The sequence below is a fragment of the Verrucomicrobiota bacterium genome, from assembly GCA_021413925.1.
In the GTDB taxonomy this organism is placed as follows: domain Bacteria; phylum Verrucomicrobiota; class Verrucomicrobiia; order Chthoniobacterales; family UBA6821; genus UBA6821.
The window spans coordinates 1-16,138 of the sequence record JAIOPL010000017.1; the positions used below are offsets into that span (position 1 = coordinate 1).

Genomic DNA, 16,138 nt, shown 5'->3' on the forward strand with positions numbered 1-16,138 from the left:
TTCGCGTTGCCTTCTTCTTCCCGGCATATTCGCTCGCAGAAAAACTCAGCTGGTTGTTCATTCCCTCATTCTATCCCAACCCTCCTATCCTGCATAGCATCACTTCGCAGGGCGCCCCGATTAAATCAGCGTTTCCCTAGGGCACGGGTCAGGCGCCGTATGAACCCAAGTTCACACTCATTCCAAAAGACCCATTCTGAATTTTATTAACTTCAGGTTTCAGGTTTCCGGTTTCATCCTTACTTCATTCCTATGTCCACGCACGCCGTAGCACACCGCCGCTCACTGCTCATCGGCTGGGCGTCACTCCTGCTTGCCGTTTTTGTCTACTGCGCGGGGCTCGGGAGTGATCATCTGGCGACCAACGGGGATGAGCTGCTCTATGCACAGATTTCCAAACTGACGGCGGCGGCTGGACAATTACTTCCGCTCCAGTCACTTGACCAGCGTTTGCGCAACACCAAACCACCCCTCCTTTTCTGGCAGGGGATCGTCTCCACGGGCTGGGGCGAGCACTGGTCGCTCGCGCTTCTACGGGCCCCGAATGTCCTCTACACGTTACTGACAGCCGGACTTCTGATCCTCATCGGGTGGAAGCGCACGCGCAGCATTACGCTCGGTCTCACCGCAGCCCTTCTCTTTCTCGGCTTCTTCAGCACCTACCGCTATGGGCGGGTGTTCCTCACCAGTGCACCGGAGACATTCTGGCTCTTTGCTCCTCTCGCGCTACTCCTGCTGCACCGAGAGCCCCGGTTCCCGGCCGGAATGCTCTGGCCCTGGATCTGGGGCGGAATGATCGGCGTCGGCTTGCTCTACAAATCCTTTGCCTTGGTAATTCCGGTCGCCCTGACCATGGCCCTCTGGCAACTGCGGGCACGGGGATGGAGGCTACGCCCTTTCCTGATCCAGGATCTCTGGAGGATCGCCATGATGGTCATGGCTGCCCTGCTGCTCTTCGGAATCTGGTTCTGGCTCGATCCTCATCCTATCCTTGTGTTGAAGGATTTCGTACTGCGCGAGAATGTCGGGAAGTTTAATACGGGGAACGAAAACTACTTCCTCAATCTGATTTGGGGACAGTCCAGCCTCTGGCGCATCGTCGTTTCCTATCCGCTGAATGCGGGTTTGCTGGGACTCCTCACGGTGGCTGTCGTTTGGGACGCCTGGGAGCGCCGTCACCACCTTGGCCAGCTCGAAATCTTCCTCTGGATCTGGATGCTCGTACTGGCCGCCTTCTTCTGCATTCCGAACCAACGGGACGAGCGCTACCTCCTGCCTGCCATGCCGGCCCTCGCACTCCTGATGGCGATCCGCCTGGGTCACCTTCCACGCTGGGTCTGCAACGTAACGATCGCCGTATCGGGGATCATCCTACTCGGCCTGCCAGGACTTGCGCTGTTGCTTCAGCATGCGGCCGGAATGTCCCTCTACCCCCTTTGGCTACTGTTCCCTCTGGCGGTCTCGTTGCTTGTCGTGGGATTGGCACTCTCTCGCAAAGAACTCACCCGACCGCTCTTGCCTGCCTCAGTGCTGCTAGTCTATCTCGGCTATTATCTCTTCCTGATACCGCTAGATCATGGGCCGGGTCTCTTCAAGGGAGAGGGTATCGAGTCCGTGATCGGCTGCGAAGTCTCCGTTCCTTCCAACTTCAATGCCCGCGAGGAGAGCTACGGATTCCTCCTGCCCGGCGCAATAGTGAAGCCTTATGACAATTGGCATATGCCTCTCAACGCGCAGTTCGTCGTGGTCAGCCTGCCTTTGGATCAGCCTCCTCCGCAGGCCATCATCCTGGGCAAGAGGCTCAACATGATCGACCGCTTCAACGCCCAGGAAACCCGGGATATTCTGCTGGGAAACGTCACCCATCATCTCTTCCACTGGGACTGGCTGGTCCAGCAGAACTAGACATTCGAAGAGCGGCGTGAGCCTATTCTCCAGGATACTTCAGTCCTATCTGACGACGCACTTCGTCCAGACATTCCATAATTTTCACGCTCTCCTGAACGGGAAGGATGGTTCCCGATGTTTTCCCTTGAGCCACCAGACTCTCGAGTTCCATCACCTGATATTCCATCCCCCTCGTTGATAAAGGATATTCAAACCGTTCAAAGACCCTGTCATCATTTCCAAACACTGTGAAGCTCGTGGCCGTGTACCATACCGGGTCGATTGCGATCCGGCCCTTGCTTCCTATCACGACAGCCGTGTTGGATCCGCGAATATTGCTGGCGGAGTGAGTCACCGCGGAGCGCCCGCCCTCATAACTCAGGATGACGCTAGTCGACTGATCAACGCCAGTCTGCGTGTACGTTGCATTCGCAAGGATCCGTGAGGGTTGACCAAAGAGATCCCATGCGAAGGAGATCGGATAGATGCCGAGATCTAAGAGTGCCCCACCCCCAAGCTCCGGATTATTGATTCGGTGATTCGGATCATCAGGCAGGCAGTGGTTCATATCCGCGATCAGGGTATACACTTCGCCGATTACCCCAGACCGTATGATTTCACGAAGGCGAACCATGTGGGGAAGCCAGCGGGTCCACATCGCCTCGAGCACGACCAGCCCTCTCCGTTCGGCCAAGTCCACAACAGCCCGTGCCTCTGATGCATTCAGGGTGAATGGTTTTTCGACCAACGCATGCTTGCCTGCATCCAAAGCCAAACGTGCATTAGCCGCATGGAACGGATGTGGTGTGGACACATAGACCGCATCAATCCCCTCGAATGCAACAAGCTCCTCGGAGGAGCCGAAGGCTCCTCCGATGCCATAGGTGGATGCAAAAGCCCGGGCCGACTCCAGGGTTCGCGACCCTACTGCCGTCACGGAGTGTCCGGTTGCGAGCAAATCTTTGGCAAAGGCGTTGGCGATCCCTCCAGTACCGAGAATGCCCCAGCGAAGTTTTTTATTCATAACCTTTAGAAATCTTGGAATGCGTCTTAGTTAATCGCTTCCGTAGTCATCGCGATGATGACGCGGCTGCCTTGAATCTTTTCTTCAATGCTATGTCGTAGCCTGTCGATGGCTTCCTGAACTTGGGAAACTCTCTTCTCGGGGTCAAACTCCAGAAAGATTTCCACATAAACCTCGGAACCTGATCTTCGGGAGCGGATGCCGTGAAGTTCCTCGAAGTCGTTGAAATGCCTGGCCAACTCGGCAAGGATCATGATCTGACGCTCCTCCTCTAGTGTCCGGTCGAGAAGATCGTATACTGAGCTGGAAAAAATGCCGAGTGTCGCAGAAAGGACCGAGAGTGCTATCACAAGAGAGGCAGCGGGATCGATATAGGAGGCCCACTTCTGTCCGGCAAATGCCATGCTCAGACCGAGGGAAATCAGAATGAAAACATTCCCGATGAAACGGGTCATAAACAGCCTCGTCTGAGAATCCATAAGGGGCGACGGGGACTCCTGCGAAAGTCGATGGGTCCTGAAATAAAGCGACCCGTTAATTCCCGAGTAAACGATCTGCGACCCTATGCTCACCCAGAGACCGATTCCTGCAATATGACCCGGCGTGATAATGTTGCGGACAGCGTTCGCGGTGATGATGAGGAAGGAGAGAAGCATCACAAGCGCCACGAAGAGGCTCGAGATATTCTCGAGTTTACCAAGGCCGTACTCGTAGGTTTTTCCTCCACCACGATTGATGCGCCTGATCGCCACCCAAGAAAGGGTGATGGCAATGAACTCGATACCTGTCTTGAGAAAATCCGCCAACAGGATGCTGGAGTTCGACAACAGGAATGCGGTCGTAGTCAGGCATACATCGATCAATCCGGCAATAAAGAGTCCACGAAGGGCCTTTTCCTTCGAAGCTCCGTCTGACAACCCAAGAGTTGTCACGTGCGTAATTTTAGAACGGCTTCTTCGATGCTTTCCGTAATCTCGAGGAACTCCAGGAAATTACTCACCTCGAAAACCTTCAGGACATGCTCCCCGGGGGCGCAGAAAATCATGCGGGCATTCTTTTTTTTGGTCCGTTTCATGAAGACAAGTATCAGACGTAGACCGGCGCTACTAATATATACCAGATCTCTGAGGTTCATGATGAAGGTGTCACCCTTCTCGATCACCTCGATTATTTGCGTCTCTGCGGCGGGTGACGTCACGGTGTCGAGACGACCGGATAGATGAAGGATGTGTAATCCCTCATCCTGAGAATGGGTGATGTCGAAATCCGGGCGCTTGCTCATTCGTACTACAACCCTGTCATGTGAAATGCGGAAACACAAAAGCTAATGCACGCATTCAGGGCAGGCAAAGCAGGCACCTTAAAAGCTTAGACGCTTGGACCACGTTTCCTGAAACTTCGAATAACCATTCGCATCACGACCATCAGCGAGATGCCTCCGTAGAATGGATCGATCAGCGCATCCCAGAGATTAGCTGACTCCTGAAGATGCAGTAATGATCCCAGCTGAGACAGGATCAGGATGATCCCGAAGCGGTTGCCAAGCAGGAGCAGAATCACCGCAGCCACGGCTATCAGGACAGGAATCCAGATACCCCACCCCCAGCTGTAGGGATCATCGGAGCTCAGCCCTAATCCCATTGGGTAGAGGAGGAGAGCCGCCAACGCCCCGAAAGCCCAAGCGGCATTCCAATCAATGGACCGGAAAATCTTTTTTCCGCTGACCCTCTGCAAGAGAGCAACTACCAGCAGGCCTGTGAGAGTGAAGCTGGGATTCGATTCAAGCACCCGGATCCATGAGAAGGAAGACCACCCCTGAACAGGAATACGGAGCAGGAAGAAGGCCAGCAGGAGGGAGCCTGTGATCCTGGTGCGGGAGAGGTGGGGATTCCGCCCGAGGACCAGCAGCGAGAGCGCCAGCCAAGGAGCAAGGGCTCCGTAGAGGAGATGGATCACTTGCTGGCTCATGGCGTGATGCTCGTTGCCTCCTGCTTGCGAATCCACGCCTCGTTGAAGCTGGTCAGGGCGATCGCCTTTCCCCTGCGGGTGTAGGCCATACGGATCATCCCGTCGGAAGAGCGTATGAGAAACGGATAGGAGAAGTTCGCGTCCGGCTCATTCTCTAGCGCGACGATCCTCCGCCACGTTGTCCGATCCTTGGAAGCGATCGCCAGCGTGAGATTGGAGCGATCCTTCGCCGAGTCATTGAAGGCCACCAAAAGCCTCCCATCGGAAAGCTGCAGCCCGGAAATCCCCGCATCAGGATTGGGAAGTTCGGTAGCGGTCACGAAAGGCCAGTCGCGGCCTCCGTCATACGAACTGCTGAAATGGATCTTCCGGGCACTTGTGTAGTCACGCAGAAGCACCTCGGCATATTCTTCGCTGACCGGGATCAAGGATGGCTGGAAGGTCGAGCAGCCTCCTGTAATCCGTGTTTTCCGGTAGGTCAGCCTGCCATGACGTTCTCCGAGCCAGAGCAGCTCGGGAAACTTCCCAAGGAACTCCTGATAGATCGGAACGCACCATCCGCTCCCCTGCTGCGCAATCGCGCGATTGCGGACGAGTTCGGAGAAATTAAAGAAGGGGCTCAGTGTCAGCCTTTCTGCACGTGACCAGGTGAGTCCGCCATCCTTGGAGAGGCAGCTATTGAGCTGGCTTCCCGACCATTTGCCCATGGCGATAGTCACGAAGAGCAGCCGGAGCGATCCATCCGTGTTCGCAAGCAGAAGGGCATTGCCGAGCGCCTTTACGGGCCGGCGCAAATCCTGTTCAGCCCGCTCCCTCGTCATGATGACGCGTGGAGCCGTCCATGCAGCGCTCGGTTCCTGCTGTGAGAAGTAGATCTTCACATCGGGCTGACACTCCGCAGTGCCGCCATACCAGACAACGGCCCTGATCCCTTCGGACATCTGGGCCAAGGATGCCACATGCACCATCGGCAATCCCTGCTCCGGATTGATCAACTGCTTCTCAAAAAAGGGCTTTTCATTAATTCGGACGGCCTGCTCCGTGACGAATCCCCCGGTTTTCAGGGGCGAGACGTTCCTTATCACTCCCCAGCAGAGCAACCCCGCGACAAGAACCAGCAGCAGTCGAGCCGGAATGCTCATCCAGACTTCAGGCCGGCTTGGCCACAGACTTCTCTTCCTCGACCTTCACGAAGAATCCCTCGCTGTGCAGCCGGGTCTTTCCGTGGAATGTGTACGAAGATCCAAGTTCCTCGGGGCTTAGCAGTGAGAGAAATTTACGGTCTCCCGACTCGTAGAGATAATAATTCTGATTCAGACGGACCTGTGTGTTGATCTTGAACTCCTCGACAAACTGATTCCATTTCTGGAGAGCGACCAACTCGTTGTACTCGCGCTCCAAGTCCTTCAATCGACTCATGATCGTGTTGGAGAGACTGTGGTTGCGCGCCGTTTCGAACTTCAGCAGATCGGGAACCTCGATTTTCGGGCCTGCGATCTCCATCAGAAAACTCTGCTCATTGCGTCCCATGACTTCCTTTATCGCGATAACTTCGCCTGAAGACAAGTTCGAGAAGGTTGACGCGGCGGACGAAGCGGGGAACCTTGGGCGCATGAGACTCTCCTTTCTAGTACTTGTGCTATCACTCATGCCCTGGGCTACCGCGCCGGCGAATCCGGTCTCCTCGTCCGTATCATCCTTCCAGGAGGCCATGGCATCCACATCCACCGTACAGGGTCCACCCCGCGGAAGTGCCGCCGAGCAGGAAGCCATCTCCCGTTTCGAAATTTTCCTCGGCCATCTGGACGAACGAACCGCCCGGCATGAAACCGAAAAGGTCTATGCGCCCGATGCCTATCTGAACGACACCCTGAAGACGATCCATGGTTCCCCAGCGATCCGGGATTATTTCATCAAGACGGCCCAAGGGCTTGAGAGCATGACCGTCGTCTTCGACGATGTCGCCGTCTCTGGTCATAACTACTACTTCCGCTGGACCATGGATACCAGGATGAAGCATCTCGCCAAGGGGAAGACCGTCCGGACGATCGGGGTCACACTAGTGCGATTCGATCCGCAAGGAAGGGTACTGATCCATCAGGACTTCTGGGATTCCGCCCAGGGAGTTTGGGATCATGTTCCAGTCTTGGGCTCGGTGATCCGCTGGATCCAGTCGAAGATTTAAGTGAAGCGCCAATGCTTGCCCTGCAAGCGTCTTCATGACACCTTTAGGCGCTAGTTGCCGGCTTAGCTCAGTTGGTAGAGCACCTGATTTGTAATCAGGCGGTCGTCGGTTCGAATCCGACAGCCGGCTCCATCAACTTATTGTTGATGGAGAGGAGCGGATGAAATCTCCGACTGGCGGGAGGAGATTGGACTGTTCTGAAAGAACAGCCTGAGCGAAAGCGAATGGCGAACGGCATGGGCATGCCCGAGTTCAAAACTTCAGTTCGATTGCCGCTCTTGCGCCCGCAAGTAGCGCACCTCCGGGCTGCACCTTGTGCAGGCTATCCCGGCCGTACCCACGGCCCGGTATTGGCATGCCGCGATCAGCGGCATTTCTATTTTGCGAAGCCTTAATCCAGAGCCCTCCCATAGGGAGGGATAATCCGATTGACTCGCTCGCACCCGCTCGGCTCGCCCTGCGGGCTGTGCAGCGCACAGTCTATCCGGCCCCTTCCCAGGGGCACGTATTGCCGGCTCCATCAACTTATTGTTGATGGAGAGGGAGATTGGACGGCCCGAATAAGCCCTTTGCTTAGAGTGCTAGCCTTGATTGGAAGTGGATCGGGCGGATGCTTGATTCAGAACCTATGAGCACCACATCCCACAAATCAAACACCCGGATCAAGAGCGAGGCAGCCATGAAAAACCGGGTTCATACCTCACGGCAGGATCGCGATCTGACCCGGAATGGACTTAGCAAACATCACAACGAAGCGACCGCAATGAGGGCGAGAACAGCTGCCGAAACCGTGAAGGTCTCGGCGTTAGCATCGGATGCAAAACGCACCGGCAGTAAAGGTGTCTGATTCGAAACGTCGGCTCCGAGGCGCTAACGTTGCTCAGGAACCAAGCCCCGCAATACAGAGGTATTTCAAAGCCAGATAGTCATTGATGCCGTGGCGTGATCCTTCCCGTCCATAGCCGGATTCCTTGATGCCACCAAAGGGTGCGGCGGCGTTGGAAATAATCCCGGTATTCACACCGACCATGCCGCACTCCAATGCTTCAGCAACGCGCCAGACCCTTGCGAGATCACGGCTGTAGAAGTATGCCGCCAGTCCGTACTCAGTGGCATTGGCAAGTGTGATTGCTTCCGCTTCGTTCTCGAAGCTAAAGATCGGGGCAATCGGTCCAAAGATCTCGCTGTTGGCAATCTGCATGGCGAGAGTACATCCCGTCAGCAACGTTGGCTCGAAGAAGGTGCCGCCCAGAGCATGGGGCTTGCCGCCAACCAGCACCCTGCCACCCTTTGTGACGGCATCATCAATGAGTCGCTTGATATGCTCCACGGCAGAGCGGTCAATCAGCGGTCCCTGCATCACTCCCTCCTTGGTTCCTGGGCCGACGGTGAGCTTCCTGATGGCTGTTGCAAGAAGTTCCGTAAAGCGTTCCTCAACGCGCGCATCTACAAGGATCCGATTGGCGCAGATGCAGGTCTGACCGCTTCCCCGGAATTTAGAGATGATGACTCCCTCGACTGCAGCCTCAAGGTCGGCATCATCGAAAACAATAAAGGGGGCGTTTCCCCCAAGTTCCATCGTGACGCGCTTCACCGTTCCGGCGCAGTCGCGGATCAACGATTTTCCTATTTCCGTCGACCCGGTGAAGCTGAGCTTGCGAACTGCCGGACTCGCGGTGAAGGCTGACCCGATGATAGAGGCTTCCCCTGTGAGGACGGAAAAGAGGCCCGCAGGAAGGCCGGCCCGGAGGGCTAGGGCAGCAAGTGCCAGCGCAGAGAGGGGTGTTCGGGAGGCAGGTTTTACGAGAATAGCACATCCGGCGGCAAGGGCTGGAGCGACCTTGCGCGTCACCATGGCGGAAGGGAAATTCCATGGCGTGATCGCGGCACAGACACCAACCGGCTCTTTGAGCACCAGGATCCGTCTATCGGCAGAAGGCGCTGGAATGATTTCTCCGTCCAACCGGTTTGCCTCTGAGGCAAACCATTCTACAAAAGAGCCTGCATAAGCAATCTCCCCGCGTGCCTCCGCAAGAGGTTTACCCTGTTCAGCTGTTAGAATCGCAGCGAGATCGTTTGTGTGTTCTGTGATCAAATCGAACCATCGCCTGAGAATTTTCGAGCGAATGCTTGCTAGTTCTTTTTTCCAGAGTGCCATAGCGCTTTGCGCTGCCAAAATTGCTTCCTTAACCTCCTCCGCGCAAAGCGAGGGAACGCTTCCGAGAATCTGCCCATCTGCGGGATCTCTCACCTCCAGCACTCTGCCGCTCCGCGCGTCACACCAATATCCAGACGCATATGCCTGATTCTTAAGAAGAGACAAGTCCTTGAGCGATGGTTTCATGGATAGAGATTAATCTTCCTGCTCCCGCTGGGGCGAGCTGATCCCGCTCGCCCGAAACAGGGCTTCCATGGGAGGATGCCTTCCATATCACTATGAGGCATCCGGGACTTTTCATCTTCCGATGAGCGAGAAGCTTTTCGGTCCCGGCATCGCCCCCCTTCGCCAGCCTGAGTTCCGCGATCTCTGGATCGCCAACTTCCTCTCCAATCTGGGGACACTCATGCATGCCGCCGCAGCCGCATGGCTCATGACGACACTGACGACCTCCCCTCTCCTGATCGGTCTGGTCCAGACGGCGGCTAGCCTTCCAGCCTTTCTGCTTGGGTTGGCCGGCGGAGTGCTGACCGATCTTGTCAACCGGCGCAGGCTGCTGGTCGGAGCCCAGCTTTGGATGATGACCACGGCAGGGCTGATGGCGGTGATGACTTGGAATGGTCATTTGCATCCACTGCAACTTCTGCTGCTACTGTTCCTGCTGGGCATGGGTTCGGCGATCCATCTGCCGGGATGGCAGACCCTGCTGCAGGATCTGGTAGCACGGGACAAGGTCGCCGCCGCCGTCTCGCTGAACAGCATCAGCTTCAATCTCGCCCGATCGATCGGTCCGGCGCTGGGAGGGTTCCTTGTGGGTGCCTTGGGAGCGGCTTGGGTCTTTGCCATCAATGCCTTCTCTTTTTTGGCCGTGCTGGCAGGGCTCTGGCGCGTTCCCTCTCATCTCGTTCCTCAATCAAAAGGAAAGGCAACCCCTCGCGCTGTACTCCTCTCCCTGGGAGAGGGCTGGAAATTCCTGAAAGAAACACCGCTTATCAGGGGCATTCTGCTTCGTACCTTCTTCTTCATGCTGACGGGATCGGGAGTCCTGGCACTGCTCCCCGTCGTGGCACGCGACCATTTGGGAACCGGCGCCACAGGTTACGGAATTCTCCTGAGTGCCTTCGGTGTGGGATCGGTCCTCGGGGCCATCTTTATCCCGGTGATGAGGCGGCGCTTTCCGATCGATACGATGGTAGGTGCCTGTCTGGTATTTTTTTCGGCCTGCGTGGTCGTCGTTGGCCTGGGTAGAAGCCCTACGCTTGTCGCCTTGGCGATGTTCGGCGGCGGCCTCTTCTGGATCGTCGTCGCAGTAAATCACAATGTCTCCGTGCAGCTCTGCTCGCCGGATTGGGTACGGGGCCGAACGATCTCTTTCTATCTCATAACCTTCCAGGGATCGCTTGCCATCGGCAGTTGGATTGCAGGCTGGGTGGCTGATCGCATGGGCATTGGCTTCGCGATTCCGCTATGCGGGATACTCTGCGCTTGCGGGATACTCTTGATCCCTTGGTTTCCCCTCACAAAACCAGCACCGGTTGAGGCTAGAGCTTAGAGCATCATCTAATTAATCTGTTGTTCTTTGAGTGCTCATTTTGACCGGCGATAAATACAAGGACTCGCGCAGGGGCGCAGAGGCGCGGAGGCGCGGAGGAAAAGACAAAGGATTGGGGCCGAAGACTGTCACCGATGTCTCCAAAGATACGTTGCCATGAGACACAAAAACTCTACGCCTCTGCGCGATATTTCTTCCTTTGTCCATACGTCCAATCAATCCGAAACAGCACTAGGGAATTTCCTAATGCCTAGCACCTAGGCCCTGATAATCGCGTTCTTCTCGTCGAGCAGGATCACTGAGGGCTTATGACGGGCAACCTCCTGCCCGGAGAGCCATGCATAAGACATGATGGTGAGCCGGTCGCCTATCTTGCCGAGATGGGCAGTGGCTCCATTGAGCTCGATTGCTCCAGATCCATGAGGGCCATAGATCACATAGGTCTCGAAGCGCTCCCCGTTCCCCATATTCCCAACCAGGATCTTCTCGTAGGGTAGCAGGCCGACACGTTCCGCCAGATCGGAGGCGATGGTCAGGCTTCCCTCGTAGTCGATGGAGGCGCCCGTGACTGCGGCGCGGTGGATCTTGGATTTAAGGAGGCAGATGGTCATCGAACAGCCTCTCTAAATAAGCTGTGACGGGGAGTCCCGCCAGTTTTTTTCAGACCGCAAGCGGTTCGCTTGGGAAATCGGTAATGAAAGGCTCTTTATTCACCACGATCCCTTCCGTGGCTCCGCAGACAGCAAGCGTCTGGATCACCTCCCCGGAGGAGGAGAACTTGAGCAGCTTGAGCTTGCCATCATCCTCTTCCACAAGCGCCGTGCGGCTCTCCACCCAGTCCCCGGTGTTGTAGTAATCGAGTTCCTTGATCTTGCGCATCGCGGCCGTGTGGATATGACCGCAGATGATCCCGTCGGCCTCAGCGTCGGAGGCGAAGCGCACCATTGACTCCTCGAAACCACCGATAAAGTTCACCACGTTCTTCACGCTGCTCTTCACGTAGGCGCTGAGCGACCAGTGCCCCCGGCCAAGCAGCCTTCTGAAAAAATTCACCGGGCCGTTGAGTTGTAAGAGCAGGGTATAGCCGATATCACCCACATGGGCCAGCCATCCGAGATTCTGGACAACGGTGTCGAGCTCATGGCCATGTGCCACGAGAAGCTTCCTGCCATCGACCGTCGTGTGAAAGGCACGCGACTGGATGTGGACATTGGCATAATCACCCGTGAAATCGGCGATCCGTTCATCATGATTGCCCGGGATGTAGATGATCTTAGAACCCTTGCGACCTTTGCGCAGGATTTTCTGGATCACGTCACTGTGCTCCTGTGTCCAGTAGACACCGCGCTTCATCGCCCAGATATCGATCAGGTCGCCCACGACATACAGGGTGTCGCACTCAAACGTGCGGAGAAACCCCAGCAATGCCGTCGCCTGGGATCCGCGGGTGCCCAGATGGACATCGGAGATCCAAACACTCCTGTAGTGGTAGAGTTCTGCTTCAGACACAATAGGTTGTGTAAAACTTAACTACCCTTTCTCCAAGGGTCACTATGTCACGATTTCGCCACAATTGCGAGTGCATTGCGGGATGTGATCAATCATGGCAGGATGGCGGAATGTCGGCCCCAGAAACATCCGCTCCCCAATTCTCTCAGGAGTTGCTTTGGTACTGCGTAAAAACCAGACCCAAGCAGGAAGCTGTGGCGACGCGCCTGCTCCGTGGAGAGCTGGGGATTGAAGTCTTCTGCCCCAAGATTCGCTTCAAGCGGGCCCGCTCAACCGGCGTTGCCTGGGTGAGTGAGGCAATGTTTCCCGGGTACATCTTTGCCCGCTTTATCTATCCGGAGCTGTACCGTCGCATCGCCGCGACCAGCGGTGTCGCCAAGACACTCTCCTTCGGCAATAGGCCAGCCGTGCTGGTCGACTCGATCATCACTGACCTGCGACACCATGTGGCTGACAACGAGACCGTAGAGATCGCCTGCGAAATCAAGGAGGGAGAGGAGATAAGGGTAATCGAGGGACCATTCCTGGGAGTTCGCGCCCTGGTCACCCGGATCCTGCCGGCTCGTGAACGCGTGGCGATCCTGCTGAATATGCTCGGTCAGGAAAGGGAGATCGAGGTTTCCACCACCGCCATTCTCCCCGATGTACGTCATCCGCTGGCAGGAATGGGGGGGAGATATGAAGGGGAGAAACCTGAAAGCTGAAACCTGAAACCTGAAGCCTGAAGCCTGAAGCCTGAAGCCTGAAAGCTGAAAGCTGAATCCTGAAGTGTAGAAGAGAATCCTTCTCACTTAAGGTAGCGTAAGCCAGTTTGGATAAAACTTCTGGTGGTGATATCTGGAATCGCCGGTGTTTTCTTCAGGTTTCAGGTTTCATCCTTCGCGCTTCTCTCTCTCGACAGACGCCGCAGGCTACATTCATCTTAGCCCGATGAAAATTCTCGTGATCGGATCGGGTGGCCGTGAGCATGCCCTTCTTTGGAAGCTTGCTCAGAGCCCGCGTGTGACAGAGCTTATCTGCGCCCCGGGGAATGCAGGGACGGCGGAACTCGCCACCAATCATCCGATCGCGGCGAGCGATCTTCCCGGCCTGCTTGCTCTGGCCAAGTCGGAGCAAGTGGATCTTACCGTTGTCGGTCCCGATGACCCGCTCGCCGCAGGGATCGTCGATCTTTTCCAGAAAGAGGGCCTTCGGGTCTTTGGGCCCTTGGCAGCAGCCGCCCGACTCGAATCCTCGAAGTCGTTTGCCAAGGAATTCATGATCCGCCACGGGATTCCGACGGCGGGATCTGCCACCTTCTCCAACCCGGAGGCTGCTCTGGCCCATTGCGCCAACGCAAGGTATCCGCTGGTTGTGAAGGCAGATGGACTGGCTCTCGGCAAGGGGGTGGTGATCGCCCAGACGCAGAAAGAGGCTGAGGCGGCTATCCGGGAGATCATGATTGAGAAGGTCTTCGGCGAGGCTGGAAATATCATTGTCATCGAGGAATTCCTGACCGGCCCCGAGTGTTCGCTCCATGCGCTGATTGATGGGAAAAACTATCTCCTCTTTCCCGATGCCAAGGATCACAAGCGAGCCCTCGAGGGAGATCAGGGACTGAATACCGGCGGCATGGGAACGATCAGCCCATCCGGGGTCGTCGATGCCGCGATGCAGGAGCGTCTCAAGCAGGAAGTTCTGGAACCCTTTGTGAAAGGGCTTGCGGTCGATGACTTTCCCTTCCAGGGGATGCTCTTCCCCGGACTGATGATGACGCCGGCAGGCCCAAAGGTGCTGGAGTTCAACTGCCGATTCGGCGATCCGGAAACACAGTCTCTGATGCGCCGCCTGAAAAGCGATCTCCTCGATCTGATCGAGGCCACCATCGAGGGGAAGCTATCCAAGGTGAAGCCCGTCTGGGACGAGCGTGCGGCGGTCTGTATCGTGCTGGCTTCCGGCGGCTATCCCGGACCGATCGAGAAAGGAAAAGTCATCACAGGCATCGAAGCGGCCAACGCCGATCCCGACGTCATGGTCTTCCATGCCGGCACCACCTTGAAAGATGGTCAGGTTGTCACGAGTGGAGGACGCGTCCTAGGCATCACCGCTCTGGGCGCTTCGCTTGAGGAAGCCCGGCATAAAGCCTATGCGGCTGCCGACAAGATTGCCTTCGAGGGGAAGCAACTCCGCCGCGATATCGGGGCCTGAGACCCGAGTAATTCACAGGGATGAAGGGGATGAAAATGATCCCCAGAATACAGATGCCCTTGGCTTTACCTCCTCATCCCTTTTATCCCCTTCATCCCTGTGAGTGTTTCAGTGCGGGAGACTCCCCAGAAAAACGAAAAAGGCTCCCGTAAGTATTCTTCGGAAGCCTTCTCTTGAAATTTTCTCCGCCGATTCTCTGGCGAAGCGTTGCCCTAAACAGGGGCCTAGCTTTACTAGGACTTATAACGCAGGCGCTTCTTGTGGCGGTTCAGCTTCATGCGCTTGCGGCGCTTGTGCTTTGCGATCTTGGCTTTGCGTTTCTTTTTGATTGATCCCATCGGGCTGTGTTCGGTTCTGGACTACTTGCGTAGAATTGTAGGTCTGAGTCGCTTTAGTAGACGACTTTGTTCAGAGGGTATTCGATGATGCCTTCGGCACCGAGTGACTTCAGTTGCGGTATGATCTCCCGAACGATTTTTTCGTCGATGACAGTCTCCACAGCCACCCAGTCGTTTTGGGCCAAAGGCGAAACGGTAGGATTGCGGAGAGCGGGTAGCGCGTCGAGGAGATTTTGCAACTTTGTCCGAGGAAGGTTCATCTTCAGGCCGACCTTATCACGTGCAGTCAGCGCCCCGACGAGCAGGAGAGCGATGCGCTCCATCTTCTCCCTCTTCCACTTGTCGGCAAAGGCGGCCTTCCCCGCCACAAAGACAGGGTACGACTCGATGATGGTCTCGAGGATGCGGAGCTTGTTGGCGCGGAGGGAGGAACCGGTCTCGGTGATATCGACGATCGCATCGACAAGTTCGGGCACCTTCACCTCGGTAGCACCCCAGGAAAACTCCACCGCTGCCTTCACTCCGTTGCTCTCCAGATAGCGCTGGGTGAGTCCGACGGCCTCGGTGGCGATGCGCTTACCCTCGAGATCCTTGACCGACTTGTAAGGGGAATCCTCCGGCACGGCGATCACCCAGCGGGTCGGGTTGGCCGTGGCCTTGCTGTAAGGGAGCTCGGCGAGCACCTCGACATCAGAGCCGTTTTCTTCGACCCAGTCGCGTCCAGTGATGCCGCAATCCAGGAAGCCCCCCTCGACGTAGCGACTGATCTCCTGAGCGCGCAGGAGGCGAAGGCGGAGTTCCGGGTCATCCACAACGGGACGATAGGAGCGACTGGCACCTGAAATGGAGAAGCCCGCCCGCTTGAAGAGCGAGAGGGTTGCTTCCATGAGACTGCCGGAGGGAAGGCCAAAAGTGAGGATAGGATCCGCCATAAGAGTAAGGGGCGAGACTATAGACCCTTCAGCCTATGTCTAAACAAGCCAAAAGGTGTATAGGCAGCCCCAAACGAAACCGCTCTCTCAAGGAATTCAACTAAGGCTGCTCCCAGGCGCGGTCAGGGAACCCAGGCTTTTGTTCAAGCTTCTTCCTTCGGGCTGCCCTGATCCTCATGATTTGCAGAACTACCAAGTAGCTGATCAGGGAGACGGGGGTAGCAAAAACTGCCCCCCCCACGGCGAGGGGTAGGCCAATGTCGACAAAGTTGTCCCATTGCAGGATTTCGGAAAAATGAAAATCCTGCCTCGTGAGCGGCGGGGCAAAATGATGGGGGCGGCTCAGGATCCAAAAGCCTACCTGAAACTGATAACGCAGGATCAGTGGCCAGACGGGG

At 56.2% G+C, this 16,138-nt stretch carries 18 protein-coding genes and 1 tRNA gene; 7 read left to right on the forward strand and 12 right to left on the reverse strand.

Translation table 11 applies throughout. The features are described 5' to 3' along the window. Window positions 1–252 precede the first annotated feature (252 nt). Window positions 253–1,905, forward strand: a complete 1,653-nt coding sequence (locus K8R57_08400; GenBank protein MCE9588319.1) for a glycosyl transferase family 39 — start codon at window positions 253–255, stop codon at window positions 1,903–1,905. Window positions 1,906–1,927: 22 nt separating this feature from the next. On the opposite strand, the gene K8R57_08405 is transcribed toward K8R57_08400, so the two are convergent. From K8R57_08405 to K8R57_08430, 6 genes are all read right to left on the reverse strand, one after another. Next, window positions 1,928–2,911 (reverse strand): Gfo/Idh/MocA family oxidoreductase, encoded by a 984-nt coding sequence (locus K8R57_08405; protein ID MCE9588320.1) that lies wholly within the window; start codon window positions 2,909–2,911, stop codon window positions 1,928–1,930. Window positions 2,912–2,937: 26 nt separating this feature from the next. Then, complete coding sequence (locus K8R57_08410) at window positions 2,938–3,843, reverse strand: cation diffusion facilitator family transporter (protein ID MCE9588321.1); 906 nt, start codon at window positions 3,841–3,843, stop codon at window positions 2,938–2,940. Next, window positions 3,840–4,193, reverse strand: a complete 354-nt coding sequence (locus K8R57_08415; protein ID MCE9588322.1) for an STAS domain-containing protein — start codon at window positions 4,191–4,193, stop codon at window positions 3,840–3,842. Before K8R57_08415 ends, K8R57_08410 begins: the two co-directional genes overlap by 4 nt. Window positions 4,194–4,279: 86 nt before the next feature. Next, window positions 4,280–4,879 (reverse strand): hypothetical protein, encoded by a 600-nt coding sequence (locus K8R57_08420; GenBank protein ID MCE9588323.1) that lies wholly within the window; start codon window positions 4,877–4,879, stop codon window positions 4,280–4,282. Continuing rightward, window positions 4,876–6,021, reverse strand: coding sequence for an exo-alpha-sialidase (locus K8R57_08425; GenBank protein MCE9588324.1), 1,146 nt, complete (start codon window positions 6,019–6,021; stop codon window positions 4,876–4,878). The genes K8R57_08420 and K8R57_08425 overlap by 4 nt, the downstream gene beginning before the upstream one ends. A 7-nt stretch (window positions 6,022–6,028) precedes the next feature. Then, a complete protein-coding gene (locus tag K8R57_08430) occupies window positions 6,029–6,409 on the reverse strand; it encodes a hypothetical protein (protein MCE9588325.1) in 381 nt (126 codons plus the stop codon). Between K8R57_08430 and K8R57_08435 the strand changes: the two genes are divergently transcribed. The 3 genes from K8R57_08435 to K8R57_08445 all read left to right on the forward strand — a co-directional run bounded on the left by K8R57_08435 (window position 6,408) and on the right by K8R57_08445 (window position 7,911). Then, the gene (locus K8R57_08435; GenBank protein ID MCE9588326.1) at window positions 6,408–7,064 is read left to right on the forward strand and encodes a nuclear transport factor 2 family protein; all 657 of its coding nucleotides are present in this window, start codon (window positions 6,408–6,410) and stop codon (window positions 7,062–7,064) included. The two genes, K8R57_08430 and K8R57_08435, sit on opposite strands and share 2 nt — an antisense overlap. Window positions 7,065–7,120: 56 nt before the next feature. After that, window positions 7,121–7,196: transfer RNA gene (locus K8R57_08440), tRNA-Thr, on the forward strand. A gap of 496 nt (window positions 7,197–7,692) precedes the next feature. Next, window positions 7,693–7,911, forward strand: a complete 219-nt coding sequence (locus K8R57_08445; GenBank protein ID MCE9588327.1) for a hypothetical protein — start codon at window positions 7,693–7,695, stop codon at window positions 7,909–7,911. A gap of 33 nt (window positions 7,912–7,944) precedes the next feature. On the opposite strand, the gene K8R57_08450 is transcribed toward K8R57_08445, so the two are convergent. Further along, window positions 7,945–9,408, reverse strand: coding sequence for an NAD-dependent succinate-semialdehyde dehydrogenase (locus K8R57_08450; GenBank protein ID MCE9588328.1), 1,464 nt, complete (start codon window positions 9,406–9,408; stop codon window positions 7,945–7,947). A gap of 121 nt (window positions 9,409–9,529) precedes the next feature. Here K8R57_08450 and K8R57_08455 point away from each other — a divergent pair, with 121 nt between their 5' ends. Beyond that, entirely contained in the window at window positions 9,530–10,774 is a 1,245-nt protein-coding gene (locus K8R57_08455) for an MFS transporter (GenBank protein ID MCE9588329.1), read from the forward strand. Between the two features lie 257 nt (window positions 10,775–11,031). On the opposite strand, the gene K8R57_08460 is transcribed toward K8R57_08455, so the two are convergent. After that, window positions 11,032–11,385, reverse strand: coding sequence for an aspartate 1-decarboxylase (locus K8R57_08460; GenBank protein MCE9588330.1), 354 nt, complete (start codon window positions 11,383–11,385; stop codon window positions 11,032–11,034). A 49-nt stretch (window positions 11,386–11,434) separates the two neighbouring features. Beyond that, the gene (locus K8R57_08465) at window positions 11,435–12,286 is read right to left on the reverse strand and encodes a UDP-2,3-diacylglucosamine diphosphatase (GenBank protein MCE9588331.1); all 852 of its coding nucleotides are present in this window, start codon (window positions 12,284–12,286) and stop codon (window positions 11,435–11,437) included. A gap of 107 nt (window positions 12,287–12,393) precedes the next feature. On the opposite strand from K8R57_08465, the gene K8R57_08470 reads away from it, so the two are divergent. Together K8R57_08470 and purD are read left to right on the forward strand one after the other, a co-directional pair. After that, complete coding sequence (locus K8R57_08470) at window positions 12,394–12,987, forward strand: hypothetical protein (protein MCE9588332.1); 594 nt, start codon at window positions 12,394–12,396, stop codon at window positions 12,985–12,987. A 226-nt stretch (window positions 12,988–13,213) separates the two neighbouring features. Beyond that, complete coding sequence (gene purD / locus K8R57_08475; GenBank protein MCE9588333.1) at window positions 13,214–14,470, forward strand: phosphoribosylamine--glycine ligase; 1,257 nt, start codon at window positions 13,214–13,216, stop codon at window positions 14,468–14,470. Between the two features lie 233 nt (window positions 14,471–14,703). Here the strand turns inward: purD and K8R57_08480 are convergent, their stop codons facing one another. The 3 genes from K8R57_08480 to K8R57_08490 form a co-directional block, all read right to left on the reverse strand. After that, window positions 14,704–14,808 carry an AURKAIP1/COX24 domain-containing protein gene (locus tag K8R57_08480; protein ID MCE9588334.1) on the reverse strand — a complete coding sequence of 35 codons (105 nt, stop codon included), beginning with the start codon at window positions 14,806–14,808 and terminating at the stop codon, window positions 14,704–14,706. Window positions 14,809–14,861: 53 nt separating this feature from the next. After that, window positions 14,862–15,740 (reverse strand): ATP phosphoribosyltransferase, encoded by an 879-nt coding sequence (gene hisG / locus K8R57_08485; GenBank protein ID MCE9588335.1) that lies wholly within the window; start codon window positions 15,738–15,740, stop codon window positions 14,862–14,864. 100 nt (window positions 15,741–15,840) lie between these two features. Beyond that, on the reverse strand, window positions 15,841–16,138 hold a 298-nt coding region (locus tag K8R57_08490; GenBank protein ID MCE9588336.1), incomplete at its 5' end, for a DUF2062 domain-containing protein.